The 12,060-nt window shown below is 51.9% G+C and carries 12 protein-coding genes; 5 read left to right on the top strand and 7 right to left on the bottom strand.

Annotation, left to right across the window (positions count from 1 at the left end):
- The first annotated feature begins 113 nt into the window (after nt 1–113).
- Nucleotides 114–1,211, top strand: coding sequence for a YcjF family protein (locus tag B5E84_RS19690; protein WP_087226546.1), 1,098 nt, complete (start codon nt 114–116; stop codon nt 1,209–1,211).
- Between the two features lie 852 nt (nt 1,212–2,063).
- Nucleotides 2,064–3,455, top strand: coding sequence for a group II intron reverse transcriptase/maturase (ltrA, locus tag B5E84_RS19680; RefSeq protein ID WP_087226543.1), 1,392 nt, complete (start codon nt 2,064–2,066; stop codon nt 3,453–3,455).
- Between the two features lie 95 nt (nt 3,456–3,550).
- Here ltrA and B5E84_RS19675 read toward each other — a convergent pair whose 3' ends face one another.
- From B5E84_RS19675 to B5E84_RS19660, 4 genes are all read right to left on the bottom strand, one after another.
- Nucleotides 3,551–4,225 carry a vWA domain-containing protein gene (locus B5E84_RS19675; RefSeq protein ID WP_087226540.1) on the bottom strand — a complete coding sequence of 225 codons (675 nt, stop codon included), beginning with the start codon at nt 4,223–4,225 and terminating at the stop codon, nt 3,551–3,553.
- Between the two features lie 127 nt (nt 4,226–4,352).
- The gene (locus tag B5E84_RS19670) at nt 4,353–5,393 is read right to left on the bottom strand and encodes an O-acetyl-ADP-ribose deacetylase (RefSeq protein ID WP_087226537.1); all 1,041 of its coding nucleotides are present in this window, start codon (nt 5,391–5,393) and stop codon (nt 4,353–4,355) included.
- Nucleotides 5,394–5,438: 45 nt separating this feature from the next.
- Entirely contained in the window at nt 5,439–6,755 is a 1,317-nt protein-coding gene (locus tag B5E84_RS19665; RefSeq protein WP_087226549.1) for a M18 family aminopeptidase, read from the bottom strand.
- A 217-nt stretch (nt 6,756–6,972) separates the two neighbouring features.
- Nucleotides 6,973–8,403 carry an APC family permease gene (locus B5E84_RS19660; protein ID WP_087226534.1) on the bottom strand — a complete coding sequence of 477 codons (1,431 nt, stop codon included), beginning with the start codon at nt 8,401–8,403 and terminating at the stop codon, nt 6,973–6,975.
- 297 nt (nt 8,404–8,700) lie between these two features.
- On the opposite strand from B5E84_RS19660, the gene B5E84_RS19655 reads away from it, so the two are divergent.
- Genes B5E84_RS19655 through B5E84_RS19645 form a run of 3 tightly spaced genes read left to right on the top strand, consistent with a single transcriptional unit; the run spans nt 8,701 to nt 10,779 of the window.
- On the top strand, nt 8,701–9,021 hold the full coding sequence (locus tag B5E84_RS19655) for a PadR family transcriptional regulator (protein WP_087226531.1): 321 nt from the start codon (nt 8,701–8,703) through the stop codon (nt 9,019–9,021).
- The gene (locus B5E84_RS19650) at nt 9,018–10,169 is read left to right on the top strand and encodes a DUF1700 domain-containing protein (protein ID WP_087226528.1); all 1,152 of its coding nucleotides are present in this window, start codon (nt 9,018–9,020) and stop codon (nt 10,167–10,169) included. The genes B5E84_RS19655 and B5E84_RS19650 overlap by 4 nt, the downstream gene beginning before the upstream one ends.
- Nucleotides 10,159–10,779 carry a hypothetical protein gene (locus B5E84_RS19645; protein ID WP_087226525.1) on the top strand — a complete coding sequence of 207 codons (621 nt, stop codon included), beginning with the start codon at nt 10,159–10,161 and terminating at the stop codon, nt 10,777–10,779. The genes B5E84_RS19650 and B5E84_RS19645 overlap by 11 nt, the downstream gene beginning before the upstream one ends.
- 57 nt (nt 10,780–10,836) lie before the next feature.
- Here B5E84_RS19645 and B5E84_RS19640 read toward each other — a convergent pair whose 3' ends face one another.
- From B5E84_RS19640 to B5E84_RS19630, 3 genes are read right to left on the bottom strand one after another with little or no spacing between them, the layout of a single operon-like run.
- On the bottom strand, nt 10,837–11,052 hold the full coding sequence (locus B5E84_RS19640) for a DUF3791 domain-containing protein (protein ID WP_087226522.1): 216 nt from the start codon (nt 11,050–11,052) through the stop codon (nt 10,837–10,839).
- On the bottom strand, nt 11,049–11,522 hold the full coding sequence (locus tag B5E84_RS19635; RefSeq protein ID WP_087226519.1) for a DUF3990 domain-containing protein: 474 nt from the start codon (nt 11,520–11,522) through the stop codon (nt 11,049–11,051). The genes B5E84_RS19640 and B5E84_RS19635 overlap by 4 nt, the downstream gene beginning before the upstream one ends.
- Nucleotides 11,519–11,755, bottom strand: coding sequence for a DUF3791 domain-containing protein (locus B5E84_RS19630; RefSeq protein ID WP_087226516.1), 237 nt, complete (start codon nt 11,753–11,755; stop codon nt 11,519–11,521). Before B5E84_RS19630 ends, B5E84_RS19635 begins: the two co-directional genes overlap by 4 nt.
- Nucleotides 11,756–12,060: the final 305 nt, after the last annotated feature.

Below are 12,060 nucleotides of genomic sequence, written 5' to 3'. Positions count from 1 at the left end.
CAAATGGATGCTCTTTTTTCATTCACTTGATAGGTGAAAAGCAATATTCAGTTAAAATACAGTAACTATGTGGCTTTCAGCCACATTCGTGGCAAAGTCGTGAATAATTCAGGATAAATGCAATTGCAGATAAAATCAAAAATCTTAATACATTAAATATTATTGTTGCAGGAAAAACAGGTGTTGGTAAAAGTACACTTATCAATTCGGTATTCAAGGAGGAACTTGCAGATACAGGCATGGGAAAACCGGTGACAATCCATATGCGTAGAATATGCAAGAAAGGTGTACCTCTTTCTATTTATGATACAAGAGGCTTTGAACTTGGAAAAGAAGTCCAGACTGAAGTAAAGCAGGAAATAATGGACACAATCAGCAAAGGGCTTGCTACACAGGATATCAATAAGGCTATCCACTGCATTTGGTATTGTATCAATACGGCATCAAATAGAATTGAGCCGGAAGAAATTGAATGGCTTAGAGAACTTTCGATAGATAACCAGCTTACGCAGGTTCCGATCATTGTTGTACTTACTCAATCTTTCTCAAAGAAAAAAGCACAGGAAATGAAACAGATTCTGTTGAACGAAAATTTGGATATCATTCAAGTCATTCCTGTACTTGCAGAAGATTATGAAATAGAAGATTTAGGCGTTGCTAAAGCATACGGCTTGGATGTATTGATTAAGGTAATGGGAGAGGCCCTTCCAGAAGAATTAATGGATACACTCCAACACGTTCAAATCGTGTGTTTAGAAGAAAAAAAGCGTCTTGCACAGGCAGCGGTAGCAACTGCAGCAGTTGCAGCGGCAGGTGAAGGAGCTGCACCAATCCCGTTCTCTGACTGTGTTTTCTTGATTCCTACCCAGGTAGGCATGATAGCTTCAATTACAGTGATTTTTGGATTTGATGTAAATAAGAGTATCATTACTGCATTATTGTCGTCTTCGATTGGTGCTGGTGGTGCTACGCTACTGGGAAAAACGGTTGTTACAAATATTTTGAAGTTTATACCGGGTGCAGGAACGGTAGTAGGTGGTGCAATATCCGCGGGGACAGCTGGAGTGATTACGGTTGCACTTGGTGAGGCATATATCGGAATAATGGAATTGGTATTCAAGGGTGAAATGAGTATTGATGACCTTGGAACTAAGAAGGGGAAAGAAACCATGACAGCCCTGTTTAAGGAACAGCTGAAAAAGGAAAGATAATTTTGCCCCCTTTACTGGGGAAATGATTTAGAATATAGAGCCGATTTTCACTACCGTGATTTCAGGAAAAATAGATGAAAATTTGACAGTAGTAAAACACCCCTGTTTCTACTACGTTTTTATTACGGTTCAGGTCCTCAACTTGCCCCGATTTGCCACGGCAATATACTGGCAACTCTCTAAAAAGTCTTGATTTATCGGGGAAAGGGAAACTTCACAATTCTGTTTTAGACCAAGTTTAGACCATTTGAAATGTGTAGAAAATAATAAAAAACATGCAGATGGGGAGCCTTGTTGCAAATATACTCATATAGAAAATTACACAACGGAGATAACTCATGAGAGAAAAAATCATCCGGTGATGTGTGGAAATGTATCCATACGTCACCGGATTTTTTGCGTGTGCGCCTGGCGGCGCACGTTTCTTAAGGGTGCAAGTCCCAAGTCTGCCCGGTAGTGGGAAAGACATAGCCGAAGGTAAGGGTGTCCATCGTGAGGTGGAATCTGAAAGAAACCGGATGCGGGGAACCAACGAACCCGTGGGCAAACCTCTGGTCTGACGAACAGAAATCGCATATAAGGCTGTACATGAGGGTAAATTTGCACGACAAAATAAAGCCCGATAGCTACACGGAATCATGTGCAGTAAATACGGCAGATGGATGGAGGGAAAGAAACGTGTGGTACCCAGGGAGGTCTGTATGATACGCTCTGAAAGGGGTAACCGCTGTCGCGAGACAGCGCTGAACATACAGAAGTCAGCAGAGGTCGTAGTAGTTGAACGATTTTTTTTCAGTGAAGGGCTGAATCAATAGGAGTCTTTAGTACAACCGGGAAAGGAGGAATGGGCAGATGGGTACAGAAAACAGGGAAAGCTGCTCACAAAGAGATAGCGTGGAACGCAAAGGGTATGTGAGAGCGCACCGCTCATTCAACCGGATATGGAAGGAACGGGACAGTGCAGAGCCGGACCTCTTAGGTAAGATACTGGAAAAGGACAACCTGAACCGCGCATACAAAAGGGTAAAGGCAAACAAGGGAGCGCCGGGAGTGGATGGAATGACCACCGAAGAGGCGCTGCCGTGGCTCAGAGAACACAACCGTGAGCTGGTGGAACGAATCCGGAAGGGAAAATATACCCCATCTCCTGTGAGGCGGGTGGAGATTCCAAAGCCGGACGGGGGAAAGAGGAAGTTAGGGATTCCCACGGTGATAGACCGGATCATCCAGCAGGCGATGGCGCAGCAGCTCATCCCCATCTATGAACCATTGTTTTCGGAGAATAGTTTCGGCTATCGACCGGGACGAGGGGCAAAGGACGCCATAGGAAGAATCAAGGAGTACGCGGAACAGGGATATACAAGGGCAGTGGTTCTTGACCTGTCGAAATACTTTGATACGCTGAATCATGACATACTGCTCAACCAGTTGAGGAAACAGGTAAAGGATGAACGGGTGGTACAGATGATAAAGAGGTATCTGAAAAGCGGCGTGATGGAGGATGGAGTGGCAGAGCGGACGGAAGAAGGCTCCCCACAGGGAGGAAATCTTTCTCCGTTATTGTCGAATGTGTACCTGAATGAGTTTGACTGGGAGTTTCAGAGGAGAGGGGTACCGTGTGTTCGATATGCAGACGATATTGTCCTGTTAGCAAAGAGCGAACGGGCGGCCCAAAGACTGCTGGAGAGCAGTAGGAAGTATCTGGAAAGGACGCTGAAACTGAAGGTAAATCAAGAGAAAAGCCGTGTGGTAAGCGTGTTTGCAATCAAAAATTTTAAGTTCCTTGGCTTTGCATTGGGAAGGAACCGAGAGGGCGTGTATGTCCGGGTTCATCCAAAGTCATGGAAGAAGTTTAAGAGGAGGCTGAGAGAACTCTCTTCCCGGAGACGCTGTCAGAGTATCCGGCCATCGCTGGAAAAGATTAAAGTCTATGCGAGGGGCTGGCTTAACTATTATGGAATCGCAAGCATGAAGAATAACCTGGACGACCTCAATAGCTGGCTGTACCACCGTATACGAATGTGTATATGGAAACAGTGGAAACTGCCAAGGACAAAAGAACGGAACCTGGTCAGACTGGGGATACCGAAGTATTATGCCCATATGGCAGCAAACAGCCGAAAAGGGTATTGGAGGACATCCAACACAACCACGGTCAAAAGAGCCATAACAAAAGAAAGACTGATAAACAGTGGCTTTTACGATTTAGCCATAGCCTATCAGTCTTTGCACGTCAACTATTGAAACCGCCGTGTACCGAACGGTATGCACGGTGGTGTGAGAGGACGGCGGTTAGTCACCGCCTCCTACTCGATGATTAGAGGGCTGCAACAAGGTCCCTAAGCGTCCTGTCCCTCTGGTTTCCTGGGCTGACGTTTGAGATAATCCGCGTCGATGCGCTCCTTCCACGCGGCTCCCATAAGGGGGGCGTCGCAGCGGACGGCAGAGATGGCGTCGCTTAAGACCTCGTAGTTCAGTTTCGTCCCCTCGCTGTCCTGGCAGTATGTGGCGGCCCGGTCCGGGGCGATTCCGAAATGGCCGGCGGTTTCCACGGCGTCCATGTTGGCGCCGAGAAAGAGAAATTCCCAGCCGTATCGTTCCTTCTGCCGCTCGATCATCTGCCGGACCTGGGCGGCAGAGTAGCGGCGGCTGGAGTTTTCCATCCCGTCGGTGGTGATCACAAACAGGGTGTGCTCCGGCACGTCCTCCGGCCTGGCGTACTTGTGGACGTTTCCAATGTGGTGGATGGCCCCGCCCACGGCGTCCAAAAGGGCGGTGCAGCCTCTCACAGTGTAGTCCCGATCCGTCATGGGGCGGATGGTCTGGAGATGCACCCGGTCGTGGAGCACCAGGATTTCGTGGTCAAACAGGACGGTGGAAACGAGGGCCTCCCCCTCCTGCTTTTTCTGCTTTTCAATCAGGGAATTAAACCCGCCGATGGTGTCCGCCTCCAGCCCGCTCATGGAGCCGCTGCGGTCGAGGATGAATACGAGTTCCGTTAAATGTTTTCTCATAAAAAATGCCCTCCTGTAAAAAGTGTGTATAGCAGTGCGCATAAAAAATGCGACTGTCCGGTTTCTTACCTTACAGTCACATTTTAAGAGAAATTTCCTGGAAATTGGTCGCATGGGAGGCGACATTTTACGCCCCAAGCAGGCTCTGGTCAAAGGCGAACAGGGCCTCGTTGATTTCAAATATATTGTAGTTCTTCCGCTCGATGAAAAACTCGATGATAATGTCGAATTTGTTGGAGTGGGAGAGGGCAAACCCGGCTTTTAAGAGCAACTCCCTCGTTTCCTCAAGGGAGAGCTCCAGGGCGATGGCAAAGGCGATGGCCGTGGGCTTTGAGGGCTTGTACAGCCGGTCGTTTCGGATCTTGGAAAAGAGTTTCCGGTCGATGTTGGCCTTTTTGTAGCACTGGGCGTCGGTCATCCCCGATTCGTCGATTTTCCGCAGCAGCATTTCCGAAAAGCTTTCGTCCAGGCAGCTGAGGGCCTCGTCTAAGGTTTTCGACGGTTTGGCTTTCAAAAATTCAGGGGCGGCGACGGTGGGGGAATAGGCCGCCGCCTCTGGCTCGCTGTATTCAGAATCATCCGGTGCCCATTCCGGGCTGTTCTGGCGGCGGCGCCGCTCAACGTCAGGATCCGTATGGCTGTCCACGTAGTGGTCGTCGATGTACTCCGTGATGGATGAAAACAGGGTCTCGCCGATGGCGAAGGCCTTTTTGTCAAAGATCACCAGATAGACGGTCATATCGTGACCGGCCAGAAACTCCTGGATGGTTTCTGAGGCCACCTGGAGGGCCTCTGCTTTGGGATAGCCGTAGATCCCGGAGGAAATCAACGGGAAAGCCACCGTCTCGCAGCCAGCTTTCTCCGCCAGCTCCAGGGAAACGCGGTAGCAGGAGGCCAAAAGCTCCCGCTCCCCCCGCCTGCCGCCCCTCCAGCGGGGGCCGACGGCGTGGATTACATAGCGGCAGGGCAGGCGGTAGGCTTTGGTCAGCTTCGCCTGTCCCGTTTTGCAGCCGCCCAGGGTCAGGCATTCCGCCAGCAGTTTCGGCCCGGCGGCCCGGTGGATGCAGCCGTCCACGCCGCCTCCTCCCAGGAGCGTGGAGTTGGCGGCGTTTACGATGGCGTCCACCTTCATTTTCGTAATATCGTTTCGGACAATCTGAAGGGGCATGGGCATTTCCTCCTAAGGTAGAATAAACGGGCGTCCCAGGCGGGCTTAAGCCAGCTCGAACCGGTCGCTGTCGGTGATTACCAGGTTGGTGTTGTAGAAGGCGGTGAGGGCGTCCACCATGTACTGGGAGTCCTTGATTCCCGCCGTCTCATAGGAGGAGTGCATGGAGAGCTGGGGCAGGCCGATGTCCACGGTGTGCATGGAAACCTTCTGGGAGGACAGATTTCCCAGGGTGCTGCCGCCTACGCTGTCACTGCGGTTGGCGAAGAACTGGATGGGCACTCCCGCTTTCTGGCAGATGCCGGCAAAGACGGCGGAGCTGATGCCGTCGGTGGTGTATTTCTGGTTGGCGGAGAATTTCACCACCACGCCCTTGTTCATGTAGGTGCAGTTTTCCGCATCCGTTTTCTCCGGGTGGTTGGGGTGAACGGCGTGGGCGTTGTCACAGGAGACCATAAAGCTCTTGGCCACGGCGCGGCAGTAGTCCTCGCCGCCAAAGCCTAAGCAGCCGTTGATCCGCTGGAGCACGTCCCGCAGGAAGGTGGAGCAGGCGCCCTGTTTCGTGCCGGAGCCCACCTCCTCGTTGTCAAAGCAGGAGTAGACGGTGACGCAGTGGTCGTTTTTCGCCTGGAGCATGGCCTTTAGAGAGGTGTAGGCGCACTGGAGGTCGTCCAGTTTCGGGGAGGAGATAAACTCCTCCTTCATGCCCCAGATGGACGGGGCGGTGCGGTTGTAGAGGTACATATCCATGCCCAGGATGTCCTCCCTGGAAACGCCCAGCTCCCCGGCGATCAGGTCGTAGTAGCTGTTTTCCCCGCACTCTCCGGCGGAGAACAGGGGGAGAAGATCCACCTGGTTGTTGTACTTCATGCCGTTGTTGACCTCCCGGTTCATGTGGATGGCCACGTTGGGGATGAGCACCAGATCCCGGTCAAAGGCCACCAGACGGGTGGAAATGGCGTTTCCCTCCCGCACCAGCACCCGCCCGGCTAGGGACAGGGGACGGTCCATCCAGGTGGCGCAGAGCATACCGCCGTAGCCTTCCGTGTTCAGCTGGAGATAGCCGCCTTTGCCCTTTAACTCCGCCCGCTCCTTTACTTTAAAGGTGGGGGAATCGCTGTGGGAGGAGGTCACCTGGAAATGGTAGTCGTCCAGGGTCTCCCCGATGTGAAAGGCGATGAGGGAAGAACCGTTGCGGGTGGTGAAATAGGAGCCGCCCTTCTCCAGGTTCCAGGAGCCGCACTCCTTTAATTCCTGGTAGCCGGCCGCTTTCAGGCGGGCGCCGATCTCACGGACAGCGTGGAAACAGCTGGGGCTTTTCTGGATAAAATCCAGGACTTCTTTTGACGTTTCTCTATACATATCAATTTCCTCCGTATTTTGAATTAGCAGGAATTCCTGCCGGTTTTCAGTATAACATGGGAATCCCGTTTTCACAATCTGGGAAATGCAGAAAACCCCGGCGTCCGGGCGTTCCCCTTTCACAGGAAGGGAGACGCCGGATCAGCAAAAAGTGGGGCCACGGCAGAAAAAAGGGGACGAATCCAAGAATCCGTCCCCGGAGAGGTTTCCCTCCCAATTAAGCGTTCGTTTTTTCGTTCTTTTTGATAATCGGTAAAATTAATCCCAGAGCGGTGAGCACGAAGGGAGTGATCACGTTCATGGCGGTCAGGAACAGATCGCCTTCCACGTACATTCCCATAAGGCAGCAGATGGCGGTTACGAAGAAACACCAGCCGCCGGCTAAGAATGCCAGACCCTGATTCTTTGTGAATTTGTACTCCGGATTAAATTTGTTTAAGGATTTGCGCAGGGCGATGTAGGCGGCAAATACCCACAGGTAACGGAGGGGCATGGTGACAGAGTTTAACTTGGTAAGCTGTGCCAGTACCGTGGCAGCCCCCGGTACGAAGGACTGGATGAGGATGATGCTTCCGGAAAGGATTACGATCATCCAGATGCCGTTTACATAAGCGCCGTATTTGTTCTTCTTTAACAGACCGCTGGGGATGAACTGTCTCGCGTTTTCGTTGTCCAGAAGCATACGCAGAGGAGCGTCAATGCTCAGCACCAGAACGGAGAACTGTCCGATCATATTGCAGGCCGCGTAGATGATGAGAAGGAGATTGCCCACTCCGTAGTACTGGCCCAGTTTCTGGAAGGACCAGTAGGCGCCGTTGGATACGTAGGAGTTAAAGGTCTCCGGGCTCTCGTTGATAACAGCCGGATCGAACATCATGCCCATGGCGATGGTTCCCAGGATGGCGCAGACCATAACCATGACGGCCAGGGCAACCATGCCTTTGGGGAATCCCTTGGACGGATTTTCCACCTTGTTTACGTAGGGGGAAATCTTCTCACAGCCGCCCACCGCGAATACCAGGATGGACAGGGAGGTGAAGTATCCCAGGTTAAACTTGGGGATTAAGTTGCCCAGGGAGAAGTCCATGGACACGTATCCGCCGCCGGGGTTGATCGCGGGTGCGGCGAACATCATCAGGATGTACAGAATGGACATCACAAACATACTCGTTCCCGCGATGGTGGACAATTTCTTTAAGGGGTTTAACCCGCGGCTCGCCACCCAGCAGAAGATCAGGAAAACGGCCAGGGTTGCCAGCTGTACCCAGAGGGTGGGGAAGGTGTCGTAGGTCGTTCCGTTCTGGAATACCATCCAGCTCAGCGCCTTTAAACCGCCGCTTCCCTTGCTGGCGATGTAAGTAATGTGACAGGCCCAGTAGGTCCATCCCGCGTAATAAGCAAATTTCGGGCCGATTGTCTCGTGGATCCAGGAGCTTACGCCGCCGCCGGAAGTTTTGAAGGCGGAGCCCAGCTCACCAACCATGAGGGCATAGGGTACGAAGTACAGGGCAAACATCAGAATCCAGCTGAAGATGACCTGAATGCCGTTGAAGTAAACGAAACCGTTCATCACGTTTCCGAATCCCCATACGGTGGAGAATGCCATGAAGGCAAGGGTGTACCACTTCATTTTCTTAGATTGTTCCATTTTACACCTACCTTTTTGGTTTTCTTTGTTTGCGATACCGGGGAAAAAGCCCAAAATCCGGCGCGGGATCGGCCCTGCGGAACTGTTACGAATTTTGAGCCTTTGTTCCTCTCAGTATCAGGGGGACAAAACGCCTTTTGCCCCCGGTTTTTGCTTTTTTGAAAAAACGAACGGGCCTATTATAGCATAGAATGTCCAGATATGCCATAGCAATTTCTAGTTATTCACTATTAATTGTTCCATGGTACTTGACATTACATAGTACCTGTTATAATATAGCTTTAGAGAGGTGAGGAAATGAACGCGCAGTTTAAAAAAGGAGTGCTGGAGCTCATTGTCCTCCTGTCGGTGACGAAACGGGATATGTACGGCTATGAGCTGGTGAGCGAGGTGTCCAGGGTGGTGGACGTGAACGAGGGGACGATCTACCCCCTGCTAAAGCGTCTGACCAACGAGCGGTACTTTGAGACGTATCTGCGGGAGTCCACGGAAGGGCCGCCGAGGAAATATTACCATCTGACGGCGGCGGGCATTTTGTATAAGGATGCCTTAAGGAAAGAATGGCAGGAGTTCAGCAGCCGCGTGAACGGCTTTATAAAGGAGAGTGAAAGGGAATGAGCAGAGAGGAATTTTTACAGTCTCTGGAGGCGCGGCTCCAGGTACTGAATGAAAAGGAACGGGACGATATTCTCAGCGAATACCGGCAGCACATCAGCCTTCGGATGGAGAGCGGGCTGTCGGAGGAGGAGGCGATCCGGGATTTCGGGGATTTTGAGGAGCTGGTGTCGGAGATTCTGGACGCCTACAATGTAAATCCGGAGTTTGGCAGGGCACCCCAGGGGGAAGACAGAAAAAAGGAGAACGCGGCCAAAGCCGCGGCCGCCGGAGCCTGGAGGCTGGTTTCGAGAGCCGGAAAGGGATTGGGCCGGATGGTGACGGCTTTATGGGGGCTGATGGTGAGAATGGTTCTCGGCGTTTTCGCCGGGGCCGGGCGGTTTGGAAAATGGATGATGTCCGGCGCGGCTGGGCTGTTTTCCGGGAAACGGCACAGAAACAGGGCCGGTGACAGCGGCTTTGCCGGGGAGAGGCCGGCAGACGGCAGCCTTTTGCGGGAGCGGATGGAGGAAACTATGGAAACGCCGGAGACGGCAGCGCTGCCGGGAGCGGTGTCCATTGCGGCAGGTGAAGGACTGGATCCGGCCGCGGACCGGACCGGGCGAAACGCCGGAATAGAAGGGGCGTTTTCCGCGGAGACGGGAAACGGGGAGCCTGGTCAGACAGGGACCGGCGGCCGGACCGGGGAAGGAAACCGGAAACCCGGCCTGTTTTCCAGATGGGGACGAAGGAGGAGACGTATGGACGAGGGAGAGAAACGAAGGGGATTTTTTGGCTGGCTGTGGTCCGGGATCGTGGGCCTGGCTCTGTTTGGAGTCCGGGCGGCCGGTGTGGCCTTTTTGCTCATTCCCATGGGCATTGTGGACTTTTTCGGAGTGATGTTCCTGGGCTGTGTGCTGGTGATGTGCCTTCTCGGTTATCCCGTCTGGGGCGTGACCCTGGGCACCTTTGGGGGCGTGATGAGCTGTACGGCCCTGATGCTTTTGACAGCAGACATTCTGTTTCCGGGAAAAGGCAGGGAAAAACGGGAGAAACGGCGGAGGAAACCGGCGGCGGCTGTTTCCCAGGGAGAGACGGTTCCTGAGACTGTGAGCCTGGACGGGAGTCCGGCGGAGAATACTGGAGAGGAGGAGACGGCTCATGAAGCGTAGAATCCTGTATGTTGGCATCTTTTTGGCGGGGGCTTTGCTGATGGGAGCAGGGGGCGGGATCGCCCTGGCGGAGTATTCCTCCTTTGAGTACCTGGGAGAGCGGGTACTGGGGCAGGAGCACATGGCGGTGACGGAGCTGATGGCAGAACGGAACCCGGAGCTGCCCTTTACCGTCCGCGGCGGCGGCTGGGATCAGGGAAAGGTGGAGTTTGTGGTGGACGATACTGTGCCGGATGACAGGCTCATTTTCCAGGTGGAGTACAATGATCAGGCGATCACTCCCTACATTGACAAGGAGCTGACAAAATTGGATCCGGAGGTGTGGGAGGAGACGGAGAACTGGCTGTCCCAGGAGGAGGTAGACGGGACGGAGGCGGCCCCGGAGGGGGAAACGCCAGCCGCGCCGGAACCTCCGGTCCTGCGGGAGGATTTCTTCCTCTGGGCTTACGTGGACAATGATCTTACCTCGGTATGGCAGGCGAAGGATGAGCTGCTGGCAGATCTGAAAGCCCGCTCGTTCCACACCTATGACGTGTCCTACTGGGGCACCATCACCGTGCGGATGTCGGAGAAGGCGGCCGGGGATTTGGTGAATTGGCAGGCGTATTGACGAAGGGCGGCGGGGAAATGGCTTTCTGAACAGCCGTTTCCCCGCCGTGGGTGTATGCTATGCGTCCACTTTTTTATATTCTGTGATCAGATCTTCCACTAAATACTCGTCGCTCATACAATGCAGATCCGATACGCCTTCACGGAGCAGAGGATACAGTTCGGAACGATAGAAGAAAGCCAGGGCGTCGTCCAGAGAGAGCTGTTCTTTTTGCGAAAACAGTTCGATGATTCGGGCGTATTTTTTTTGGAGCAAAATAGGATTGGCGGTCAAATTTGTTCACTCCCTTCATAGTGAAGAAACTCGTCAAGAGTCTTCTGGGTGCGCAGACATATCTGTAGGTTTGGCTTTTCATAACGCAGCCGGCGGATAGCCTCTTTTTTATCGATTAAGTGGTCAAAATAAAGCTCAATCGTATTAAATACCTTATCATTTGCCACCCCGCCGATCACAATATCGTAGTCGGTAGAGTCCTGTCCTCGTCTGCAGTTCAGAATAAAGTCCAGCCATTCTTCCGAGTAGCGGTCAAATCTCAGAATTTTAAGTTTCTGGTAAGCTGTTTCATCAAATATATAGCGGGAAATAATTCCTTGTTTGCCGCGGCGTTTGAATTTTTCACACCAATTCGCAGCCTGTTCATAGATTGGTGTCGTATAAAATCCACGTCCGAAATCTACATTTTCTCTGGAATGCACCAGATCCGGTGTTTGGATTTCCAGATAGGAACCGTGATACAGAATCATACGCGGATACCCCTTTCTTCCATCAGGCTGATAATGTCATCGAGAATGTAATCCTTGCTTTGGGTATGCAGCATTTCATATTCTGGTATGATGTAACCGTTTAAAATGTTGTGTTCCGCCAATACCCGATAAACCATGTCTGCGTTTTTTCCTAATCGGATTGCCATATTTTCGATACAGAATACAGCAAACTCCAGTTCATCGGCATTTTTGATGTCAGAGTGATTTAACATGATGGGAAAACCTCCTGTTGTGCTGGTTCAAAACGGATATTACAAAGTCATTGTATATCGGAAGGGATAGCCAGTCAAGAAATTCCAGATACCACGGCACGACAAACGCATGAATGTGTTCTTCAACCAAACCTCGTTTTCATCCCCAATTTTACAGATTTATGATCTGCTCCAGATGTTTTTCAGGGTTTGTTCCGATTGCATACCGTTTCTTTTTCAGGCTTAATGGTTTATTCCCTACCTCTATCATTTTTAAGATACTTATTGATAACTTCCTCATGATATTTAGATTGTACGATGCCTGC

The sequence above is a fragment of the Lachnoclostridium sp. An14 genome (assembly GCF_002160755.1).
Lineage (GTDB): Bacteria > Bacillota > Clostridia > Lachnospirales > Lachnospiraceae > Lachnoclostridium_A.
Note: the sequence above shows the minus strand (reverse complement) of the source record. Positions and strands in the feature narration are given on the sequence as shown.

What these genes read in the sequence shown, in the direction of transcription:
- ltrA (WP_087226543.1), top strand. Translation starts at nt 2,064, where the DNA reads ATGGGTACAGAAAACAGGGAAAGCTGCTCACAAAGAGATAGCGTGGAA.
- B5E84_RS19675 (WP_087226540.1), bottom strand. Translation starts at nt 4,225, where the DNA reads ATGAGAAAACATTTAACGGAACTCGTATTCATCCTCGACCGCAGCGGC.
- B5E84_RS19670 (WP_087226537.1), bottom strand. Translation starts at nt 5,393, where the DNA reads ATGCCCCTTCAGATTGTCCGAAACGATATTACGAAAATGAAGGTGGAC.
- B5E84_RS19665 (WP_087226549.1), bottom strand. Translation starts at nt 6,755, where the DNA reads ATGTATAGAGAAACGTCAAAAGAAGTCCTGGATTTTATCCAGAAAAGC.
- B5E84_RS19660 (WP_087226534.1), bottom strand. Translation starts at nt 8,403, where the DNA reads ATGGAACAATCTAAGAAAATGAAGTGGTACACCCTTGCCTTCATGGCA.
- B5E84_RS19655 (WP_087226531.1), top strand. Translation starts at nt 8,701, where the DNA reads ATGAACGCGCAGTTTAAAAAAGGAGTGCTGGAGCTCATTGTCCTCCTG.
- B5E84_RS19650 (WP_087226528.1), top strand. Translation starts at nt 9,018, where the DNA reads ATGAGCAGAGAGGAATTTTTACAGTCTCTGGAGGCGCGGCTCCAGGTA.
- B5E84_RS19645 (WP_087226525.1), top strand. Translation starts at nt 10,159, where the DNA reads ATGAAGCGTAGAATCCTGTATGTTGGCATCTTTTTGGCGGGGGCTTTG.
- B5E84_RS19635 (WP_087226519.1), bottom strand. Translation starts at nt 11,522, where the DNA reads ATGATTCTGTATCACGGTTCCTATCTGGAAATCCAAACACCGGATCTG.
- B5E84_RS19630 (WP_087226516.1), bottom strand. Translation starts at nt 11,755, where the DNA reads ATGTTAAATCACTCTGACATCAAAAATGCCGATGAACTGGAGTTTGCT.